Origin of the sequence: Bradyrhizobium sp. ORS 111, from assembly GCF_045571485.1 — a bacterium.
Taxonomy (GTDB): Bacteria; Pseudomonadota; Alphaproteobacteria; order Rhizobiales; family Xanthobacteraceae; genus Bradyrhizobium.
In genome coordinates, this window is the sequence record NZ_CP120701.1 from 6,705,836 (window position 1) to 6,726,186 (window position 20,351).

Consider the following 20,351-nt stretch of genomic DNA (forward strand, 5'->3'; position numbering starts at 1 on the left):
CATCCATCCGCGCATGCGGACCGATGGATTGCTTCGCGGAGCCTGTCATCGCGCGCATTCGCGCGGCCGTTGGCTCGCAATGACGGGGAGAGGGCTGCGCGCTTCGCATTTGACAAATCCGCGCGCGGCCTGTTCAACGATGGCAACAACAACCCTTAGAAACAGGGAGCGAGGACCATGAAGCTTTACGACTCGATCGGACCGAACCCGCGCATTGTGCGCATGTTCATGGCCGAGAAGGGCATCGAGATGCCCAAGCAGACCGTCGACCTGCGCGGCGGCGAGAACCGCGAGGCGGCCCATCTGAAGCGCAATCCGCACGGCCAGATGCCGACACTGGAGCTCGACGACGGCAGCTATCTCTCCGAGATCACGGCGATCTGCGAATATCTCGAGGAGAAGCACCCCTCGCCGGCGATGATCGGCGCGACGCCGGAAGATCGCGCCGTGTGCCGGATGTGGACGCGCCGGCTCGATCTCAACATCGCCGAGCCGCTCGCCAACGGCTACCGCTTCGGCGAGGCATTGAAGTTTTTCGAGAAGCGCATCCCGGTCGCGCCCGAGGCCTCGCCGGGGCTGAAGATGATCGCCGCCAACCGAATCAAATGGCTGAACGACCAGATGGCCGACGGCCGGGAATACATCTGCGGCAAGCGCTTCACGCTCGCCGACATGCTGCTCTACTGCTGGCTCGATTTCGGCAACCAGGTCGGCCAGCCGCTGGACCAGTCCAACGCCAACATCATCGCCTGGTTCAACCGCGTCGGCGAACGGCCTTCGGTGAAGGCCTGAGCGCCGCCGCCGTCATTGCGAGGCGCGACAGCGACGAAGCAATCCATGCCTCCGCAAGTTGTGGGATGGATTGCTTCGCCGAAGCCTGTCACGGGCGCGTATTCGTGCGACCCGCTAACTCGCAATGACAGGGAGAGAGCAGCGCTTCAAATCACTACCGGCCTATCCGGCAGCTCGTTGGGACCGCCGGCGACGTGAGGGAAGTGTTTTGCGAGCTCCCGCGACACGGCCTCAATCCCCTTGATCACACCTTGCTCGAACCGGCCCGCCCTGAAATCGGCCTCCATCGCGCGACAGATCGCTTCCCAGCCAGCGTGGCCGACCTTTGAATCGATGCCGCGGTCGGCAACGATCTCGACGTCGCGATCGGCAAGCAGCAGATAGATCAGGACGCCGTTATTGTGATGGGTGTCCCAGATCCGCAAATGCGAGAACACGTCGAGCGCCCGTTCCCGCGCCGGCTGGTCGCGGAACAGCGGGACCCCGTCAAGCGCACCCTCGACCACGAAACGGATCTGGCCGGAATGCGTGCCTTCGCCGGCCTTGATGGCCCGCTCGATGGCGTCGAGCACGCGCGGCGGAAAGTCACGCCGCACCCGCCAGCGGTGCTCGAGCAGATGCTTGCCGATGCGCTTGATGCCCATGAGGTAATGCCTCTTGCCTACCAGCTTCCCGATGCGCCACCGCCGCCGAAGCTGCCGCCTCCGCCGCTGAAGCCGCCGCTGTCGCTGGAGCCCGAACCACCGCTCCAGCCTCCGCCGCCGGACCAGCCGCCCGGATAGCCGCCGCTTCGGCGATACGGGCCTGAGCCGACCACCGGACCGCCGAAATTCAATCCGCCGAAGATCAGCGCCGCGACGAAGGTGAACAGGCCGACCCCGATGGCCGTCACGAGCGAGCCGGCCACCATCCAGACAAAGACGCCGACGATGCCGCCCGTCGCGGCCGAGCCGAGCAGGCGCCCCAAGATCCCGCGCAAGATTCCCGCCACGATGATGACGACAAAGATCCCAGCCGGATTGGCCAGATCGACGAAATTCGGCGCTTGCCAATGCTCGGGCTCCGGCTCGGGCAGTTGCTCGCCATTGACCAGGCCGATCATCCTGTCGACGCCGGCCGAGATGCCGCCGACGAAATCACCAGCCTTGAATTTCGGCGTGATGTCCTCGTCGATGATGCGGTGGGTGACGACATCGCTGAGCACGCCCTCGAGGCCGTAACCGACCTCGATGCGAAGATGCCGGTCGTTCTTGGCGACGACGAGCAGCGCGCCATCATCGATCTTCTTGCGCCCGATCTTCCAGGCTTCGGCAACGCGGATCGAGAACTGCTCGATGGTCTCCTCGCCCGTGGTGGGCACAATCAGAACGGCGACCTGGGCGCCCTTGCGCGTCTCCAGGTCTTTCAGTTTGTCGTTGAGCGAAGCAATGTCGCCCGACGACAGCGTTCCGGTCTGGTCGACGACGCGGCCGGTGAGGTGCGGCACCGCGACCTCGGCCCATGCCGGGCAGATGAAGCCCAGCAGGAAAGCAAGCAGGATGACGCGTGCAGCGGTCATCGCGGTCGGATCGCGCTGTCAGCTACTTCGACGGCGCCGGAGCCGGCGATGGGCCGAAATCGACCTTCGGCGCGGTCGAAATCTCCTTCTCGTTGTCGACCGAGAAGTTGGGCTTGTCCTTGTAGCCGAACACCATCGCGGTGAGATTGTTCGGGAAGGTGCGGATGCCGACGTTGTAGTCCTGCACCGACTTGATGTAGCGGTTGCGCGCCACGGTGATGCGGTTCTCAGTGCCTTCGAGCTGCGCCATCAGGTCACGGAACAGCGCGTCCGATTTGAGCTGCGGATAGTTCTCGGTCACGACCAGCAGCCGCGACAGCGCGCTGGTGAGCTCGCCCTGCGCCTGCGTGAACTTCTGGAATGCAGCGGGATCGTTGAGCACTTCAGGCGTCGCCTGGACGCTGCCGACCTTGGCGCGTGCATTGGTGACGCCGAGCAGCACGTCCTTCTCCTGCTGCGCAAAGCCCTTCACCGAGTTGACCAGGTTGGGCACGAGGTCGGCCCGCCGCTGGTACTGATTCACCACTTCCGACCAGGCCGACTTGACCTGTTCATCGTTGGTCTGGATCGCGTTGTAGCCGCAGTTGGTCAGGCTCAACGTCGCCAGCGCTGCCAGCACGGTCCAAAGCTTGCGCATGAAAGTTCTCCCGGTGGAATTCTCGATCACCGTAACAGATCGTTTTCGCCTGGTAATCCCGCGCGACGGCTTTCGCCCGCATTTTTGCGGCTGATGGCCCTTGCCTATCCCTCCCCGCGCCGTTCATCATGCTGAAAAATCGATCCCGGGAGGATCCATGACAACGTCAGAACAATACGAGACAATTGTTGTCGAACGGCCGGAGCCTGCGATCGTGCGGGTGGTGATGAACCGGCCCGAGGCGCGCAACGCCCAGAACCTGCAGATGACCTACGACCTCAACACCGCCTTCGACCGGGCGGTGCAGGACGACGCGGTCAAGGTCATCATCCTCGCCGGCAACGGGCCGCATTTCTCGGCTGGCCACGACCTGCGGCCGACGGGAAAGAACCAGGCCGGCGTGGATTTCCCGCCGGTCGGAAATTGGGGCGGTTTCGCCGAGCCGAATGCCCATGGCCGCTTCGCGCGCGAGCAGGAAATCTACCTGCAGATCACCCGGCGCTGGCGCAACCTTGCCAAGCCCACCATTGCGGAAGTGCACGGCAAGTGCATCGCCGGCGGGCTAATGCTTGCCTGGGCCTGCGACATGATCGTCGCAAGCCACGACGCCGAGTTTTGCGATCCAGTCGTCACGATGGGTGTTTGCGGCGTCGAGTGGTTCGTGCATCCCTGGGAGCTCGGCGCGCGCAAGGCCAAGGAAATGCTGTTCACCGCCGACGTCTGGAGCGCCGACGAGGCGCATCGGCTCGGCATGGTCAATCACGTGGTGCCGCGCGGCGATCTCTCGTCTTTCACGATGGAGCTGGCGCGCAGGATCGCGGCCAAGCCCGCATTTGCGCTGAAGCTGTCCAAGGAAGCGGTCAACCGCTCCCTCGACATCATGGGACAACCTGCCGCAATCGACCAGGCCTTCGCGCTGCATCAGCTCTGCCACGCGCACAACCTCCAGGAGTTCGGAATGGTGGTGGATCCTGCCGGGCTTCACCCCTCCGTCAGAAAAACCGCCAACGTGAAGTAGATCCGATGGACCTGACCTTGAGCGACGAGCAGCGCCTGCTGCGCGAGAGTGCCGACCGCTTCGTGGCGGAAACCTTTACATCAGAGCATCGCAAGAAGAGCGCCAACGACCCGCTCGGCTTCTCGCCTGATATCTGGAAGCAGTTCGCCGAGCTCGGCTGGCTCGCGTTGCCGATCAGCGAAGCCGATGGCGGGCTCGGCGGCGGCGCGATCGAGATCGGGATCCTGATGGAAGCGTTCGGGCGCGGACTGGTGTCCGAGCCTTTTCTCTCCACGGTCGTGATCGGCGCTGCGCTGGTCGCCGAGTGCGGCACCGAGGCGCAGAAGCAGGCGATCCTGCCTGATGTTGCGGAAGGCGCGCTCACGCTCGCCTTCGCGCATTCGGAGCGCGCGGCGCGGTTCGATCTCGCCCATGTCGAGACGACGGCCGCGAAGACCGCCGACGGATGGCGGTTGAACGGCCGCAAGGTCGCCGTGCTGGATGGTGCCGCCGCCAACCAGATCATCGTTTCCGCCCGCATGGCCAACACGAATGGCGCATCCGGCAAGCTTGGTCTGTTCCTGGTGCGGGCAGGTGCGCCCGGCCTCACCTTGCAGGATTACGCGCGGCTCGGCGGCGGCCGTGGCTGCAGCCTCGAGCTGCAAGACATCGTGCTTCCACTCGACGCTCTGCTCGGCGACGGCCGCGATGCACTGCCTGCGATCGAAGCCGTGATCGACCGCGCGATGGCCGCGCTCGGCGCGGAAGCTGTCGGCATCATGCAGACGCTGCTCGACACCACGCTCGAATACACCAAGATCCGCAAGCAGTTCGGGCGGCCGCTGTCGGCCAACCAGGTGATCCGCCATCGCCTCGCCGACATGGCGATGCAGGTTGACGAGGCCCGCTCGATGGCGCTGCGCGCGGCGCTGATGGCCGATGCCGGGCCCGTCGAACGCAGCCGCGCGGCCTCCGGAGCCAAGGCCAAGATCGGCAAATGCGCCCGCTTCGTCGCCGAGCAATCGGTGCAACTCCACGGCGCCATGGGAGTCACCGAGGAGCTCGACATCGGTTCCTACTTCAAGCGCCTGCTTGCCTTCGACACGCTGTTCGGCGGCAGCGCCCATCATTATCGCCGTCACGCCGCCCTGAGCGGCCGGACGCAGAGCTAACGGGGCGTCAGATGGATCTCACCTTCAACGCCGAGGAACGCGACTTCGAGCAGGAAGTGCGCGACTTCATCGCCGCCAACCTGACGCCGGAGATGAAACGCGCCACTGCGCTGACGCCGTCGGTGTTCTCCGATCCTGACATCGGCATGGCCTGGCAGCGCGCGCTGCACCGCAACGGCTGGGGCGCACCGGGCTGGCCGGTGGAATATGGCGGGCCGGACTGGACGCCGGCGCAGCGCTGGATCTTCGAAGCCGAATGCGCCCGCGCCGGCGTGCCCAATGTCAACGTGATGGGCGTGAAGATGGTCGGCCCTGTCATCATCGGCTTCGGCTCGGCCGAGCAGAAGAATTTCTATCTGCCGCGAATTCTCTCGGGCGAGGACTATTGGTGCCAGGGTTATTCCGAGCCGGGCTCAGGCTCCGATCTGTCGTCGTTGAAGACCCGTGCGGTGCGCGACGGCGACGACTACATCATCAACGGCACCAAGATCTGGACCACGCATGCCCATCACGCCAACCGCATGTTCGCGCTGGTGCGCACCAATGAAAGCGAGCGGCAGCAGGACGGCATCAGTTTCATCCTGATCGACATGAAGACGCCGGGCATCACCACACGCCCGATCCTGACCATCGGCGGCGACCACGAGGTCAATCAGGTGTTCTTCGACGACGTTCGGGTGCCCGTCGCCAATCGCGTCGGTGAGGAAGGCAAGGGCTGGACCTACGGCAAATACCTGCTCGAATTCGAGCGCGGCTCCGGCATCGCGTCGGCGAAGCTGCGCGAGGCGTTGAAGACGATCTCCGATCTCGCATCGTCCGACGTCACCGGCCGCGCCATCGACGACCCCGACATCGCGCTGCGAATGTCGGAGGTCGAGGTCGATATCGATGCGCTTGAGATGACTGAGCTGCGGGTGCTGTCTGCGCTGCAGACCGGGCAGAATCCCGGCGCGGTGTCGTCGCTCATCAAGCTGCGGGTCAGCGAGATCCGCCAGGCGGTGACGCGGCTCGGCGTCGACGTGATCGGCAATGACGGGCTCGCGGTCGAGCCGGCCCGGCCGTTCTATCGGCTGAACCATGAACCGGCGATCCCGGAAGAACTGCTGCCGGTGGTGCCGGAATATCTCAACGGCCGCGCCTACACGATCTTCGGCGGATCGTCGGAGATCCAGCGTGACATCATCGCGAAGATGGTGTTGGGTCTGTAAAGGCTTCAACGGTCATTCCGGGGCGATGCGCAAGCATCGAACCCGGAATAATGACGAGTGGGGAGAGCGCGGCTTATGCCGCGCGCGCCCTAGCGTCGCGGATTGCCTGCCAGATCTTCGCCGGCGTCAGCGGCGTGGTGAGTTGGGTGATGCCAAGCTCGTTCAGCGCATCCATCACGCCGTTGGCGATGCAGGGCGGGCCGCCGATCGCGCCCGACTCGCCGCAGCCCTTCGAGCCCAGGGGATTGGTCTTGCAGGGCGCGGAGTCGTCGAGCGTCACCATGATCGGCGGGATGTCGTCGGCGCGCGGCACGCAATAGTCCTGGTAGCTCGCGGTGAGAAGCTGGCCTTCGTCGCTGTAGGCCACGCCTTCATAGAGCGCCTGGCCGATGCCCTGCGCGACGCCACCATGGATCTGGCCCGCCACCAGCATCGGATTCACGGCGACGCCGACGTCGTCGACCGTGGTGTAGCGCACCACCCGCGTGATGCCGGTCTCGGGATCGATCTCGACCTCGCAGATATGGGTGCCGTTCGGCCAGCTCGGTCCGTCGACCTCGCCTTCACTGTCGACCGAGAGCCTTGCGCCGCTCTCCTTCCTGGCGACCTCGAACAGGCTGATCCGCCGATCGGTGCCGACCACGGTGAGAAATCCGTCGCGGTACTCGATGTCCTCGACGCCCGCCTCCAGGAGGTTGGCGGCCTTCTCGCGCGCCTTGTTGATCATGTCGTTGGTCGAGACCGCGACCGCGGTGCCGCCGACGAACAGCGAGCGTGAACCAACGCTGCCGAAGCCGGTAGCCAGATCAGTATCGCCCTGCACCACGTCGATCTGGTCCAGGGGAATACCGAGCGAGTCGGATACCATCTGGGTGTAGGTGGTCTGCAAGCCCTGCCCCATCGCCATGGTGCCGGAGTGGAGAATGACGCGGCCCTCTGCGGTGGCGTGCAGCGAGACCTTCTCGGTGTGGGCGCGGCCACCGGTCCATTCGATGTAGCTGGTCAGCCCGCGACCATAGAGTAGGCCCTTCTTCTTTGCCGCCTTCTTGCGCGCGGCAAACCCGTTCCAGTCGGCGAGGTCGGAAGCCCGCTCCAGCATATGCGCAAAGGCGCCGGAGTCGTACACTTGGCCGACTGCGTTGGTGTAAGGCAGTTGCGCCGGCTTGATGTAGTTCACCTTGCGGATGGTGCGCGGGTCCATGCCGATCTGGCGCGCGGCGGCGTCGAACAGCCGCTCGACGATGAACACCGCCTCGGGCCGTCCGGCACCGCGATAGGCGCCGACCGGAGCGGTGTGGGTCATCACCGACTTCACCTCGAAATGCACCAGCGGCAGATCATAGACGCCGGTCTGCACGAACGGCCCGAGCACCAGCGGGATGATGTTCGCGGTGCCTGACGAGTACGCTCCGGTGCCGCCGATCGAGCGCACCCGATAGGCCAGCACCCGGCCCTTGGCATCGAGTGCGAACTCGCCGGTTGAGGTGAGATCACGGCCATGGGTGCCGCCGACGAACTCGTCGGTGCGGTCGCCGCGCCAGCGGATTTTCTTGTTCAGCTTGGTCGCGGCGTAGGCGACGACGCCGTCTTCCGGATAGAGGCTGGTCTTCTGGCCGAAGCCGCCGCCGATGTCGCCGACCAGCACGCGCACGCTGTCCTTCGGCCGCTTCAGGATGGATTCCGCGAGCAGGTCGCGGGTCGAGCCCGGCGTCTGCGACTGCACGTGCAGCAGCAGCCGGCCGGTCTTCTTCTCGATCTCTGCGATGGTCGAGCGCGGCTCCATCGCCGACGGCACCAGGCGCTGGCTGACCAGGTCGAGCGATACCTTGTGCGCGGCGTTGGCAAAGGCCTCCTCGACCTTGGCGGCATCGCCATAGCTCATCGCGGCCACGATGTTGTCGGGCGCCTCGGGCCAGACCACGGGCGCGCCGGGCTTGATCGCCTCGACCGGATCGACCACCGAGGGCAGCACCTCGTAATCGACCTCGATCGCCTCCGCCGCAGTCTGTGCCAGCACGCGCGAGGTCGCGACCACGGCAGCCACGCCCTCACCGGCATAGCGCACCACCTCATGGGCCAATAGCCGCCGCGGCGGCACCGTCATCGGCGAGCCGTCCGGCCGCTTGAAGATCGCGAGCGTCGGCAGCGTGCCGATATCGTCGCGGACCAGATCGGCGCCGGTATAGACCGCCTCGACGCCGGGCATGTCCAGTGCCGCCTTGGTGTCGATTGACTTGATATTGGCGTGGGCATGCGGTGAGCGCAGCACGTGCAGCCAGAGCGCGCCGTCCTCGGGCTTGTCGTCGATGAAATGCCCCTTCCCGGTGAGCAGCCGCTGGTCTTCCAGACGCTTGACGGGCTGTCCTGCACCAAAACGCATATTGCCGGGAAGAATGTTCATCAGCTTATCCTTCGAGCTTCCAAGAATTCGGCGGGGGTTTTAGCGGATTTTGGCGCGCTGACAACTGAGCGCGCATCAAGGCAGATGCCCGTCCCGCGCCGCGCGAGCGGATGGGATTTGGCGCCAGTCAAGGAAGAATATTATTGCATGCGACCGATATCGACGACGGCGACCTCGACATCGCGCGTTGCCCCATCGCGTTTCACGCTGAGGCGGACGTTCTTTCCGACCCCGACCTGCTCGATCGCATCGCTCAGGTCGGACAGCCGGTGAACCGGCTTGCCGTCGATCGCAGTGATCACGTCACCAAGCTCGCCGGTGGAGAGATTGACCCCGCGGAGACCGGCGCGCTCGGCCGGCGATCCCGGGGTCGTGCGTACGACGATCAGTCCCTCGGCGCCCAAGCGCGTCGCCACCGCCTCGTTCGCGGTCACGATGCCGATCCCCGGGGTCGGCACGCGGCCGCTACGAATCAGCTCGGGGACCACGCGGTTCACGATATCGACAGGGATCGCAAAGCCGATGCCGGCATTCGAGCCCGACGGCGACAGGATCGCCGTTGTCACGCCGATCAGCCGGCCGGCGGAGTCAAGCAATGGTCCGCCTGAATTGCCCGGATTGATCGCAGTGTCGGTCTGGATCACGTTGGAGATCTCGCGTCCGCTGGAGGTCGGCAGTCTGCGCTTCAGCGCGCTGATGATGCCGCTGGACATCGATTGGTCGAGCCCGAAGGGGTTGCCGATTGCAAATGCAAACTGCCCGACCTTGAGATCGGCCGAGCTGCCGATTGCGACCGGCGACGGCAGCGTACGCGCGCTTCGGATCCGCAGCACCGCCAGATCGTAGTTCGGCGCGGTGCCGACAATCTCCGCGCGCACCGCCTCGCCGGAGGCAAATCGGATCGCGACCTGACTTGCGTTCTGCACCACGTGGTTGTTGGTGACGATGTGGCCCTCAGTGTCCCAGACAATGCCAGTGCCGGACGCCTCCCCGCCTTCCTGCTCCTCGCTGAGCGGATTGGGGGTGGACTGCGCCACAACCTGCACGACCGACGGCGAGACTTTCTCGAAGATGTCGACATTGGCCTTTTCGGCCTCCGATAGCGCGCCGCGCTCCGTGACTGCGCGCGCGGGGGCGCCGGTCCACGGAGCCTGACGAATGTTGCCGGCTGCGAACACCAGTATAACGGCTGCGACGACGGCAAGAACTACAATGTGGCGTCGATACATGGACCCTGGCCCTCTCGCGTCGATCAACGCGCCGGACGGGCGGAAGTTGCCCGGCGCAGTCGGGACAAATGCCGCAGTTTCCGGCCTTCACGCGTCGGTGTGATTGGTCGCCCAAGCCTCCATTGAAACCGGGACGCCGGTCTTTCGTTGTTCCCTGGGTGCGTTGCGGCTCTCTGCGGCCTGTTGCGGGATAGCCCCAATCCGACGTCGAAGACGTCCCGCATATTGATCGGAGCTTTTGGCATGACCGAACGGACGCGGTTCAATATTGGCTATGCCATCGCTGCGGTTATCGCGCTTTTCCTGATCCAGTACATGGTCTCGACCGCGAACAAGATTGCGGTGATCCCCTACAGCCAGTACCAGCAATTGCTCCGCGATGGGAAGGTCGATTCCGTCGGCATTTCCGACCGCACGGTGCAAGGCACGCTGAAACAGCCGCTGCCGGGCGGCCAGAAGCAGTTCGTGACCACGCGGGTCGACCAGGACGTCGCCCAGGAGCTCGACAAATATCACGTGCGCTTCACCGGTCAGATCGAGAGCACCTTCTTGCGCGACCTGCTGTCATGGGTGATGCCCGTACTGCTGTTCTTCGGCATCTGGTGGTACATCGGCCGGCGCGCCGCCGCCGGCGGAGGCCTGGGCGGCGGGTTGATGGCGATCGGCAAGAGCAAAGCCAAGATCTACGTCGAATCCGATACCGGCGTGACCTTCGGCGACGTCGCCGGCGTCGACGAGGCCAAGGACGAGTTGCGCGAGGTGGTCGATTTCCTGAAGAGCCCGAAGGACTATGGCCGGCTCGGCGGGCGCATGCCGAAGGGCGTGCTGCTGGTCGGCCCGCCAGGCACCGGCAAGACCCTGCTCGCAAAGGCCGTTGCCGGCGAAGCCCGCGTGCCGTTCTTCTCGATCTCCGGATCGGAATTCGTCGAGATGTTCGTCGGCGTGGGCGCGGCGCGGGTGCGCGACCTGTTCCAGCAGGCGCACGAGAAGGCGCCGGCGATCATCTTCATCGATGAGCTCGACGCGCTCGGCCGCGCCCGCGGCATCGGCCCGTTTGCCGGAGGTCATGACGAGAAGGAGCAGACGCTGAACCAGCTCCTGGTCGAGCTCGACGGCTTCGATTCGCGCACGGGCCTTGTCATCCTGGCCGCGACCAACCGGCCGGAAATCCTCGACCCTGCGCTGCTGCGCGCCGGCCGTTTCGATCGCCAGGTGCTGGTCGATCGTCCCGACAAGAAGGGACGAGTCGCAATTCTCGAGGTGCACATGAAGAAGGCCAGGATCGCTCCCGACGTCGATCCCGAGGCGGTGGCGGCGCTGACGCCGGGATTTACCGGCGCCGACCTTGCCAATCTCGTCAACGAGGCGGCGCTGCTGGCGACCCGCCGTGGCGCCGAGGCCGTCGCCATGACCGACTTCAATCACGCCGTCGAGCGCATGGTGGCGGGCCTCGAGAAGCGCAACCGCCTGCTCAATCCCAAGGAACGCGAGATCGTCGCCTATCACGAGATGGGCCATGCGCTGGTCGCGCTGTCGCTGCCTGGCGTCGACCCCGTTCACAAGGTCTCGATCATCCCGCGCGGCGTCGGCGCGCTCGGCTACACCATCCAGCGTCCGATCGAAGACCGTTTCCTGATGACCAAGGAGGAGCTCGAAAACAAGATGGCGGTACTGCTCGGCGGCCGCGCCGCTGAGTTGGTCGTGTTCGATCATCTCTCCACTGGCGCCGCGGACGACTTGAGCCGTGTGACCGACATCGCTCGCAGCATGGTAACGCGCTACGGCATGTCCGAAAAGCTCGGCGGCGTCGCCTATGACCGCGAGCCCGGCAACCTCTTCGCCGGCGCCGATCGACCCTATCCCGGGCGCGAGCGTGACTATGCGGAGGACACGGCTGCTGCGATTGACGATGAGGTGCGCGCGATCGTTGACCGCGCATTCCAGCGCGCCGAGAGTATCTTGACCGCGCGTCGTCCCATTCTCGACAACGCCGCAAAGAAGCTGCTGGAAAAGGAGACGCTCGAACGGAGCGATCTCGAGAGCTTGATCCGCGACGCGCCGCAGGAAAGTCTGAGAGCGGTATAAAGCGACGCCGGCCTGGCGCTCACCGCCGTTTCCGCCCTTAGCCCAAATCGCGCAACGCCGCCTCGACCACCTTGCGCTGCTCGTCGGACAGCTCCGCCTGCGGCGGCACGGGGCCGCCAACGTCATAGCCCTGGATCGTGAGCCCGGCCTTGATGCAGGCGGCAAGATTGAAACGGGCAAACGCCTCGTTGATGCGCCACAGCTTTCTCTGCAACGCCATCGCTTCGTCCCAGCGAGTGCGCCGGCAAAGATTGTAGAGCTCGACGCTCGGCCGCGGGATGATGCACGCGGGCCCTGCCATCCAGCCATGGCCGCCGATCAACATCACTGCTGCCGGAATATGGGCGGAGGCCGAGAACACTTTGATGCTGTCGCCACAGCGGTTCATGATCGACAGCAGCCGCCCGGTGTTGGTCGAGGCGTCCTTGATGTAGCCGATGCGCGGATGAGCCGCGAGGCGCGCGATGACGTCGAGCGTGAGGTCGGAGCGCTGGAAATTCGGGTTGGTGTAGATCACGACGGGAATATCGACGGCGTCGGCAATGGCACGGAAATAGGCTTCGACCTGGGCGTCGCTGAGCGGGAAATACGCTTCCAGGATCGCCAGAATGCCGTTGGCGCCGCGCTTCTGATAGGCCTTGGCCTGCGCCACGGCATCCGCCGTCGAGGTCGAGGCGACGCCTGCGACCACGGGCACGCGGCCCTGCGCGGCCTCGATCGTGGTCTGCACCACCTGCATGCGCTGGGCATTGTTGAGATAGGCGAACTCGCCGGTCGAGCCGAGCGGCGTCAGCCCATGCACGCCGGCCTTGATCAGGTCGTCGCACAACCGGCCAAGCACCTCGGTACGGACATGGCCTGCTGGATCGACCGGAGACACCAGATAGGGAAAGACGCCGTGGAAATCAGCCATTTGCGAGCCTCGTTGATGGCGAGACATAGTCGGGATCGTGTGCGAAGGGAAGCGGCGCGCCCTCGCGCAGGGCGCCCAGCACCGCCGCAAAGTCGGTCACGGCGCGGAAGCCGAGCAGGCGTTCAGCCTTGCCGGCATCGTAGATCCGGCCGATCGATGTCGGCAGGTGCCAGCCGCGCTTGGCAAACAGCCTCGGCGCATCCGGGAAATAGCGCGCGATCACGCTTGCCGCATCCGACCTCAGCGCCGCGACATCGTCGCGCGAAAACGGCGTCGGTGCGCTGATCACAAAGACCTCGAATCCGCTGATCTTGTCCAGCGCCACCACATGGGCGTCGGCGGCATCCTCTACCGTCAGGCGGCGGTACAGCAGCTCGGTCGCCTTCAGGTTCTCGCCATGGATGTCGCGGATCGTGTCGTCCTCTTCGGGGAAGAAGCGGCTGGTGCGCAGCACGGCGCAATTCAGCCCGTGCTCGCGGCTGAACAGCCGGCACAGCCCCTCGGCAGCGAGCTTCGTGATGCCGTAGATATTGCGCGGCTCGAGCGGACCTGCGTTCTCGTCGAGCCATACCGCGGCGTTGCCCTCGCCATCGCGGATCGCCTGAGAGATCATCAGCGATGTCGTGGAGGTGAAGACGAAGCGATCATGGCCTGCGGCGACTGCGGCCTGCAACAGATTGAGCGTGCCGGTCACGTTGACATCTACGAAGGCCTGCCGCGAGAACCGCTCGATGTCCGGCTTGTGCAGGGCGCCGCCGTGGATCACCGCCTCGATGCCGTGATCGGCGAACGCCCGGTCGACCACGGATCGCTCGGCAATCGAGCCGACGATATCGGTTGCCTCGCCCGAGACCACGTCAACGCCGACCACGCTATGGCCGGCCTGCCGGAGCTTCGGCGCGAGAAAGCGCCCGAGCCAGCCGGAAGAGCCCGTCAACAGCACCCGCATGACATCAGCCCCGGCTCGGTCTCAAAACGCCTTGGCGATCGCGGCCTGCGCGTCGCTCTGGATCTGCTTGAGGTGATCGGTCCCCCTGAAGCTTTCGGCATAGATCTTGTAGACATCCTCGGTGCCGGACGGGCGTGCGGCAAACCACCCTGACTCGCTTTCGACCTTGATGCCGCCGAACGGCTGATCGTTGCCGGGGGCCTTGGTCCGGACCGCACGCACGGCATCCCCGGCGAGTTGCGTCATGTTGAGCTGCTCGGGCCCAAGTGCCTTCAGCGCGTTCTTCTGCTTCGGCGTCGCCGCGACGTCGATGCGTTCGTAGTAGGGAATGCCGAGCTCGGCGGTGAGCTCGTTGAACAATTCGCCCGGATCGCGGCCGGTCTTGGCGATGATTTCCGCGGCCAGCAAACCGAGAATGATGCCGTCCTTGTCCGTGGTCCAGACCGAGCCGTCGCGCTTGAGGAACGAGGCGCCGGCACTCTCCTCACCGGCAAAGCCGAACGCGCCGCTGCCGAGCCCTTCGACGAACCATTTGAAGCCGACCGGCGTCTCGACCAGCTTGCGATTCAGCTTCTTGGCGACGCGATCGATGATCGAGCTCGACACGATGGTCTTGCCGATCGCGGCGTCCTTGCTCCACTGCGGCCGGTGCGCGAACAGATAGGCGATCGCGGTGGCCAGGAAATGGTTCGGGTTCATCAGCCCGTTCGAGCGGGTCACGATGCCGTGCCGATCGGCATCGGTGTCGTTGGCAAAGGCGACGTCGAACTTGTCGCGCATCCCGATCAGGCTCGCCATCGCGTAGGGCGACGAGCAGTCCATCCGGATCTTGCCGTCCCAATCCGCGGTCATGAAGCGGAAGGTCGGATCGACTGCATTGTTGACGACCGTCGCGTTGATCCCGTAACGCGCGATGATCGGCTGCCAGTAATGCACCGCGGCGCCGCCGAGCGGATCGATGCCGATCTTCACGCCGGCCGACTTGATCAGCGCGAGATCGACGGTGTTGCCGAGATCGGTGACGTAAGGCGTAACGTAGTCGTGGAGATGGGTGGTCGCCGCCTTGCGCGCGCGATCATACGGCATCCGCGCGACACCCTTGAGCCCGGCCTCGATGTAGCGGTTGGCGCTCCTCTCGACCACACCGGTGACGTCGGTGTCGGCCGGGCCGCCATGCGGCGGATTGTATTTGTAGCCGCCGTCCTCCGGCGGGTTGTGCGATGGTGTGATGACGACGCCGTCCGCAAGGGCCGTGCTGCGCCCCTTGTTGTAGCTCAGGATCGCGTGCGAGATCACGGGTGTCGGCGTGTAGCCGCCCTGCGCATCGATCATAATCTCGACGCCGTTCGCGGCGAACACCTCGACCGCGCTCACAAGCGCCGGCTCGGCGAGCGCGTGGGTGTCGACGCCGATGAACAGCGGTCCGGTCATCCCCTTCTCGCGCCGATAGTCGCAGATCGCCTGCGTGGTGGCGAGAATGTGGTCCTCGTTGAAGGAATTCTTCAGCGACGAGCCGCGGTGGCCCGAGGTGCCGAAGGCCACCCGTTGGGTCGGATCATTGGCATCTGGCTTGCCGGCGAAATAGGCCGTGACCAGCCGCGGTACGTTGACGAGCGAGGCAGGATCGACGGGTTTGCCGGCAGCAGGATGTGGTGCAGTCACTTGACCTCTCAGAACAGCTATCGCCAGCCCATCAGCGCAAATGAGTGATGCCTCGGGGTGCTATCATGATGGCTTACTCCCAATCAAGCCGCGGGCATTTCGTTCCTCGCGGGCCGCGGCGAGGCATTACGACACATCGATCTGCTGCACCTTCTCACGAAGCTCGTCGACCAGCACCCGCTCGTTCTCGGAATAGTCGACGGGAACCACGACGAGGTGCACGCCGCCGCCGGCGAAAGCCCGCTCCAGTGTCGGGATGATCGCCTCGGTGCTTTCGATCCGCGACCCCTTCGCGCCGTAGCTCTCGGCATATCTGACGAAATCCGGATTGCCGAAGGTAAGGCCGAAATCGGGAAAACGATCGACCGCCTGCTTCCAGCGGATCATGCCGTAGGCGGAATCTTCCAGGATCAGGACCACGAGATTGAGCTTGAGGCGCACGGCGGTCTCGAGCTCCTGCGAGTTCATCATGAAGCCGCCATCGCCGCAGACCGCGAGCACCCGGGTCTTCGGATAGAGCATCGCCGCCATCATCGCCGACGGCAGGCCGGCGCCCATGGTGGCGAGCGCATTGTCGAGCAGCAGCGAGTTCGCCAGCAGCGTGCGGTAATTGCGCGCGAACCAGATTTTGTACATGCCGTTGTCGAGCGCGACGATGCCGTCCTCCGGAATGACCTGGCGAACATCGTGCACGATACGCTGCGGCGTCGGCGGCCAGCGGCCCTCGGTCGCGCGGTCCGTGATCTTCGCCAGAATGCCCGCGCGCAGGCTATGCAGCGCGCTGGCGTGCGGCAGCCGTCCGTCGACCCGGTCGGCCAGCAACTCGAGGCTCGGGCCGACATCGCCGATCACTTCACATTGCGGAAAATAGACCTGCTCGACATTCGCCGGCGTGTAGCTGACATGGATCACCTGCGGTCCCTTGGGCCCCATGATGAAAGGCGGCTTCTCGATCGTGTCATGCCCGATCGCGATGATCAGATCGGCGCGGTCGATCGCCTCATGCACATAGTCGCGCTCGCTCAGCGCGGCGGTGCCCATGTAGAGATTGGTCCCGCCCGACACCGTGCCCTTGCCCATTTGGGTTGTGAAGAACGGAATCTTGGTGCGGCGAACGAAGTCGCCGATGCTGGCCGTGCTGCGCGGGCGCGAGGCCGCGGCACCCAACATGATCAGCGGACGCTGCGCCTTCAGGATCATGTCGGCGGCGCGGTCGAGCGCCGCGGCATGGGCAATGGGAATTTCGATCGGATGCGGCGGCACCATGGCCGCCGGCTCCGCTTCCTCGCCCGCGATATCCTCCGGCAATTCGAGCAGCACCGGGCCCGGCCGCTCCTGCATCGCGATCCGGAAGGCGTCACGGACCAGCGTCGGGATGGTTGCCGTGCTGACGATCTGCAGCGACAGTTTGGTCAGCGGACGGAAGGTGTTGACGATATCGACGATCTGGAACTTGGCCTGGCGGCTGCTCATGATGCCCTTCTGGCCCGTGAGCATCACCATCGGCATCGCGCCGAGCAGCGCATAGGCAGCGCCGGTGGTGAGATTGAGCGCCCCCGGCCCGAGCGTCGTCATGCAGACGCCGGGCTTTCCGGTGAGCCGGCCATAGGTCGCCGCCATGAAGGCCGCGGCCTGCTCGTGGCGCGTGACGATCAGCTTGATCGAGGACGTACGCAGGCTCTCGACAACATCAAGGTTCTCCTCGCCGGGAACACCGAACACACGTTCCACGCCCTCGTTCTCAAGAGCGGCGACCAGCAAATCGGAGCCTTTCACCATCTTAGCCTCGCGCGTTTGATTGCATGCGGCCGGCTGAGCATAGCGGCATCGCACGGCGTCGGGGAGTCCCTCGCGGCCTCACTGCTTGTGCGCCTTGATCCAGGCACCGATCACCGGCAACATCCGCGCCTGCAGATCAGCGGAGATCGCAATCGATTCGAGCGATCGCGCCACCATCAGCCGGCCGCCACCGGTCGATTGTGACGGTGCGAAGGCGGCGAGCTCGGCGGCGTGGGTTGCGTCGGTAAAGTTGGTCATCAAGTTGGGCACGAACTGGTCGCGGAAATTCGGTCCCTGCCTGGTCAGCAGCGCGTCGAAATTCTTCTTGACGAAATCCCAGGCGAGCTGCGGCCGTTCGCCCGCGGATGCCACCGCGCCGATCACGCCCGGGACGATCGTGTCGGGCAGCTCGCTGGTTAACGTCAGCGCCAGAGTCGCCTCCGCCAGCTCGGCGTTACGGGCGCTGGCGGCAGCGAAGTAATAGCGCAGCCGCTCATTGGTGAGGGTGCTCTTGCGCGCCAGAGCGAGCAGCGTATCGTAAGTCGAGCGTTCCGCCGTGATGCCGACGAGATGGCTCACGGGATCGCGCAGCGCGTTGGGGAGCGCGTCGGAATCCACCAGGAAGGCCGCGAACCGCCGCTCCGCCTCGGCGAGGATCTCTTTGTCACCGAAATCGCCGAGCGTGCGGATCAGGCTGGCGCGCAACAGCGCGGTGTCGTCGTCGGCCGGGCCGCCTTCCCATCCGAGCCGGTCGAACACCGGACGCAGCTTGGCGCGCGCATAGGCCTGGATGACCGGCCGCTCGTCGCGATCTCGCGCCAGGCGATCGAGCATCGCAAACGACGAGATCACCTGGTCCCACACGGCGCGATGATCGCCGATGTCGAGCGCATCGAGCAGCGCGAGATAGGATGACGGATCGGCGCGTCCGGCCTGCACCAGCGCCCAGCTATCGGTGACGATGTTGAGCCGGTCCTCGACCGGCATCTGCGCGAACGCGTTCAGCAGCGCCGCGCGGTTCTTCGGGCCGTATTCGACCCTGTAGTAGCCGATATCGCCGAGATTGACCTTGATCGGATCGCCGCAATTGCCCGCCGGAATATCGGCACGGCCCTGCAGCAGGACGTCCGCAAGAGGCTTGCCGTGCACGGGACCGACGGCGACCGGAATCTGCCAATTGTGCTGCGGCAGGGGCGCCACGTCGGCCGGCGCAGTCACGAACCGCTCCTGCCGCAGCGTCAGGCGCTGCGACGTGCCATCGCAGACCGTCTCGGCCACCACCAGCGGCACGCCGTCTTGTTCGGTGAATGACGCCGCCACACCCGTAATCTTTTTGCCGGCGGCGCTCTCCAGCGCCTGCCAGAGATCAGCGGTCGTGCTGTTGCCATAGGCATGCGCAACCATGTATTTGCGAATGCCGTCGCGGAAGGCTTGCGCGCCGAGATAGTTCTCCAGCATCCGGATCAATGCTTGGCCCTTGTTATAGGTGATCGCGTCGAAAGCCGTGACCGCCTCGCTGTGATCGGCGATCGGCTGCTGGATCGGATGGGAGGTGCGGCGCGCATCGAGCGTCATCGCGAACTGCTTGGCGCCGTAGCCGTTGAGCCAGTTCTGCCATTGCGGGTAGAATTGCTCCGAGGCCTTGGTCGCCATCCAGCTCGCGAACCCTTCATTGAGCCAGAGGTTGTCCCACCAGGCCATGGTGACGAGATCGCCGAACCACATATGCGCCATTTCATGCGCGATGATGGCGAAGATGCCACGCCGCGCAGGCTCCGCATTGGTCGCGGGATCGAACAGCAGCCGGCTCTCGAAGAAAGCAATACCGCCCCAATTCTCCATAGCGCCGCCGAACCCACCGGGCACAGCGATCAAATCGAGCTTGGGCAGCGGATACTTCACCCCGAAATAGTCATTATAGTAGGCGAGCAGCTTGACCGCGCTGGCGAGCGCGAACCGCCCCTGCTCGGTCTTGCCTTGTGTCGTCACCACGCCAACCGTGACGCCGCCGGCGTCCGCCGTGACGCGCTCCAGATCGCCCACGGTGAGCACAAAGAGATAGCTCGACATCCTCGGGGTCGGCGCGAAGGTCACGCGCTTGAGATTGTCGGAGACCTGCGCTTCGCCGGCCACCGGCATGTTGCCGACCGCCAGCAGATTGCGCGGAATCACGACGCTCAGCGCAAAGGTTGCCTTGAACGCCGGCTCATCCCAGCACGGAAAGATTCGCCGTGCATCGGCCGGCTCGAGCTTGCTCGAGATCAGCCGCTTCATGCCGGTCCGGGTCGGGTAATCGACCGAGAACAGGCCGCTGCCGAACTTGTTGATCTGCGCGGTGAAAGCGATACGCAGCGTGTGTCGGCCCGCCGCCAGCGGCTGGGCGAAAGTCAGCGTCGCCGTCTGCGCCGCGGCGTCGGTCGTGACCGTGGCGCGCTGCGTGCCGTCATCAGCGGCGACATCGCTGAATGTCGTGCTGATGGTATTCAGCGTTATCCGGGCGGTCGGCTCGCGCACCTCGATATCGACGGTCTCCACGCCCGGTAACGCCAGACTTTCAAAATCCGGTGTCAGCTCGATCGCATAGTTCACCGGAACGACCGTCTTCGGCAACTTGCCCGGCGTGTTGTCAAAGGAAAATGTCTGCTCGGCCTGCGCGGCTGCGGCCGCCGACAGCAGAACAACCGCCGCAGCGAGGCAGCGCAGAGACGCCCATCGACGATGACATGCAAAATTGTTCATTGCGCGGCGGCTCGACAAGATCTCGGGAAGCTGTTCAGGCGTCGTTTTCGGAGGGGCGTAACGGGGAATTTAGAGGAGAAGATGTCACCACGAAATTGACAACTCCGCGACCTCGGCTTTGCCGCACGATTGCAATCGCGCGCGGCCGGCTGCGCGCTTGTTGCCCGACAGCAGGATGAGAGGTTAACTTGCCCAAGCACCTCCTGCTGCAACCGGCGATGCGACCGAGG

At 65.0% G+C, this 20,351-nt stretch carries 15 protein-coding genes; 5 read left to right on the top strand and 10 right to left on the bottom strand.

The features are described from left to right. Nucleotides 1-177: 177 nt before the first annotated feature. A complete protein-coding gene (locus P6U30_RS30810; RefSeq protein WP_407166527.1) occupies nt 178-792 on the top strand; it encodes a glutathione S-transferase family protein in 615 nt (204 codons plus the stop codon). A gap of 146 nt (nt 793-938) precedes the next feature. On the opposite strand, the gene P6U30_RS30815 is transcribed toward P6U30_RS30810, so the two are convergent. Genes P6U30_RS30815 through P6U30_RS30825 form a run of 3 tightly spaced genes read right to left on the bottom strand, consistent with a single transcriptional unit; the run spans nt 939 to nt 2,987 of the window. Further along, nucleotides 939-1,436: a TPM domain-containing protein gene (locus P6U30_RS30815; protein WP_407148290.1), complete on the bottom strand. Its 498-nt coding sequence runs from the start codon at nt 1,434-1,436 to the stop codon at nt 939-941. A gap of 17 nt (nt 1,437-1,453) precedes the next feature. Then, nucleotides 1,454-2,350: a TPM domain-containing protein gene (locus P6U30_RS30820; protein ID WP_407166528.1), complete on the bottom strand. Its 897-nt coding sequence runs from the start codon at nt 2,348-2,350 to the stop codon at nt 1,454-1,456. 22 nt (nt 2,351-2,372) lie between these two features. Then, nucleotides 2,373-2,987 (bottom strand): LemA family protein, encoded by a 615-nt coding sequence (locus P6U30_RS30825; protein WP_407148292.1) that lies wholly within the window; start codon nt 2,985-2,987, stop codon nt 2,373-2,375. 157 nt (nt 2,988-3,144) lie between these two features. On the opposite strand from P6U30_RS30825, the gene P6U30_RS30830 reads away from it, so the two are divergent. From P6U30_RS30830 to P6U30_RS30840, 3 genes are read left to right on the top strand one after another with little or no spacing between them, the layout of a single operon-like run. Then, nucleotides 3,145-4,005, top strand: a complete 861-nt coding sequence (locus P6U30_RS30830) for an enoyl-CoA hydratase (RefSeq protein WP_407166529.1) — start codon at nt 3,145-3,147, stop codon at nt 4,003-4,005. 5 nt (nt 4,006-4,010) lie between these two features. Beyond that, nucleotides 4,011-5,156, top strand: coding sequence for an acyl-CoA dehydrogenase family protein (locus tag P6U30_RS30835; protein WP_407166530.1), 1,146 nt, complete (start codon nt 4,011-4,013; stop codon nt 5,154-5,156). A gap of 11 nt (nt 5,157-5,167) precedes the next feature. After that, nucleotides 5,168-6,364, top strand: coding sequence for an acyl-CoA dehydrogenase family protein (locus P6U30_RS30840; protein WP_407148295.1), 1,197 nt, complete (start codon nt 5,168-5,170; stop codon nt 6,362-6,364). A 73-nt stretch (nt 6,365-6,437) separates the two neighbouring features. Here the strand turns inward: P6U30_RS30840 and P6U30_RS30845 are convergent, their stop codons facing one another. Together P6U30_RS30845 and P6U30_RS30850 are read right to left on the bottom strand one after the other, a co-directional pair. Beyond that, nucleotides 6,438-8,765 carry a xanthine dehydrogenase family protein molybdopterin-binding subunit gene (locus P6U30_RS30845; RefSeq protein WP_407166531.1) on the bottom strand — a complete coding sequence of 776 codons (2,328 nt, stop codon included), beginning with the start codon at nt 8,763-8,765 and terminating at the stop codon, nt 6,438-6,440. Between the two features lie 140 nt (nt 8,766-8,905). Beyond that, nucleotides 8,906-9,994: a S1C family serine protease gene (locus P6U30_RS30850; protein WP_407166532.1), complete on the bottom strand. Its 1,089-nt coding sequence runs from the start codon at nt 9,992-9,994 to the stop codon at nt 8,906-8,908. 243 nt (nt 9,995-10,237) lie between these two features. Between P6U30_RS30850 and ftsH the strand changes: the two genes are divergently transcribed. Next, nucleotides 10,238-12,079: an ATP-dependent zinc metalloprotease FtsH gene (gene ftsH / locus P6U30_RS30855; protein ID WP_407166533.1), complete on the top strand. Its 1,842-nt coding sequence runs from the start codon at nt 10,238-10,240 to the stop codon at nt 12,077-12,079. A gap of 37 nt (nt 12,080-12,116) precedes the next feature. On the opposite strand, the gene P6U30_RS30860 is transcribed toward ftsH, so the two are convergent. The 5 genes from P6U30_RS30860 to P6U30_RS30880 form a co-directional block, all read right to left on the bottom strand. Next, nucleotides 12,117-12,992: a dihydrodipicolinate synthase family protein gene (locus P6U30_RS30860; RefSeq protein ID WP_407166534.1), complete on the bottom strand. Its 876-nt coding sequence runs from the start codon at nt 12,990-12,992 to the stop codon at nt 12,117-12,119. Then, nucleotides 12,985-13,941 carry an NAD-dependent epimerase/dehydratase family protein gene (locus tag P6U30_RS30865; protein WP_407166535.1) on the bottom strand — a complete coding sequence of 319 codons (957 nt, stop codon included), beginning with the start codon at nt 13,939-13,941 and terminating at the stop codon, nt 12,985-12,987. The genes P6U30_RS30860 and P6U30_RS30865 overlap by 8 nt, the downstream gene beginning before the upstream one ends. 21 nt (nt 13,942-13,962) lie before the next feature. Further along, on the bottom strand, nt 13,963-15,603 hold the full coding sequence (gene pgm, locus P6U30_RS30870; RefSeq protein WP_407166536.1) for a phosphoglucomutase (alpha-D-glucose-1,6-bisphosphate-dependent): 1,641 nt from the start codon (nt 15,601-15,603) through the stop codon (nt 13,963-13,965). A 126-nt stretch (nt 15,604-15,729) separates the two neighbouring features. Next, nucleotides 15,730-17,382, bottom strand: a complete 1,653-nt coding sequence (locus P6U30_RS30875) for an acetolactate synthase large subunit (protein WP_407166537.1) — start codon at nt 17,380-17,382, stop codon at nt 15,730-15,732. 78 nt (nt 17,383-17,460) lie between these two features. Continuing rightward, nucleotides 17,461-20,121 (bottom strand): M1 family aminopeptidase, encoded by a 2,661-nt coding sequence (locus P6U30_RS30880; RefSeq protein ID WP_407166538.1) that lies wholly within the window; start codon nt 20,119-20,121, stop codon nt 17,461-17,463. Nucleotides 20,122-20,351: the final 230 nt, after the last annotated feature.

What these genes read in the sequence shown, in the direction of transcription:
- P6U30_RS30815 (WP_407148290.1), bottom strand. Translation starts at nt 1,436, where the DNA reads ATGGGCATCAAGCGCATCGGCAAGCATCTGCTCGAGCACCGCTGGCGG.
- P6U30_RS30810 (WP_407166527.1), top strand. Translation starts at nt 178, where the DNA reads ATGAAGCTTTACGACTCGATCGGACCGAACCCGCGCATTGTGCGCATG.
- P6U30_RS30865 (WP_407166535.1), bottom strand. Translation starts at nt 13,941, where the DNA reads ATGCGGGTGCTGTTGACGGGCTCTTCCGGCTGGCTCGGGCGCTTTCTC.
- P6U30_RS30840 (WP_407148295.1), top strand. Translation starts at nt 5,168, where the DNA reads ATGGATCTCACCTTCAACGCCGAGGAACGCGACTTCGAGCAGGAAGTG.
- P6U30_RS30820 (WP_407166528.1), bottom strand. Translation starts at nt 2,350, where the DNA reads ATGACCGCTGCACGCGTCATCCTGCTTGCTTTCCTGCTGGGCTTCATC.
- P6U30_RS30830 (WP_407166529.1), top strand. Translation starts at nt 3,145, where the DNA reads ATGACAACGTCAGAACAATACGAGACAATTGTTGTCGAACGGCCGGAG.
- P6U30_RS30875 (WP_407166537.1), bottom strand. Translation starts at nt 17,382, where the DNA reads ATGGTGAAAGGCTCCGATTTGCTGGTCGCCGCTCTTGAGAACGAGGGC.
- ftsH (WP_407166533.1), top strand. Translation starts at nt 10,238, where the DNA reads ATGACCGAACGGACGCGGTTCAATATTGGCTATGCCATCGCTGCGGTT.
- P6U30_RS30835 (WP_407166530.1), top strand. Translation starts at nt 4,011, where the DNA reads ATGGACCTGACCTTGAGCGACGAGCAGCGCCTGCTGCGCGAGAGTGCC.
- P6U30_RS30880 (WP_407166538.1), bottom strand. Translation starts at nt 20,121, where the DNA reads ATGAACAATTTTGCATGTCATCGTCGATGGGCGTCTCTGCGCTGCCTC.
- P6U30_RS30845 (WP_407166531.1), bottom strand. Translation starts at nt 8,765, where the DNA reads ATGAACATTCTTCCCGGCAATATGCGTTTTGGTGCAGGACAGCCCGTC.
- P6U30_RS30850 (WP_407166532.1), bottom strand. Translation starts at nt 9,994, where the DNA reads ATGTATCGACGCCACATTGTAGTTCTTGCCGTCGTCGCAGCCGTTATA.
- P6U30_RS30825 (WP_407148292.1), bottom strand. Translation starts at nt 2,987, where the DNA reads ATGCGCAAGCTTTGGACCGTGCTGGCAGCGCTGGCGACGTTGAGCCTG.
- P6U30_RS30860 (WP_407166534.1), bottom strand. Translation starts at nt 12,992, where the DNA reads ATGGCTGATTTCCACGGCGTCTTTCCCTATCTGGTGTCTCCGGTCGAT.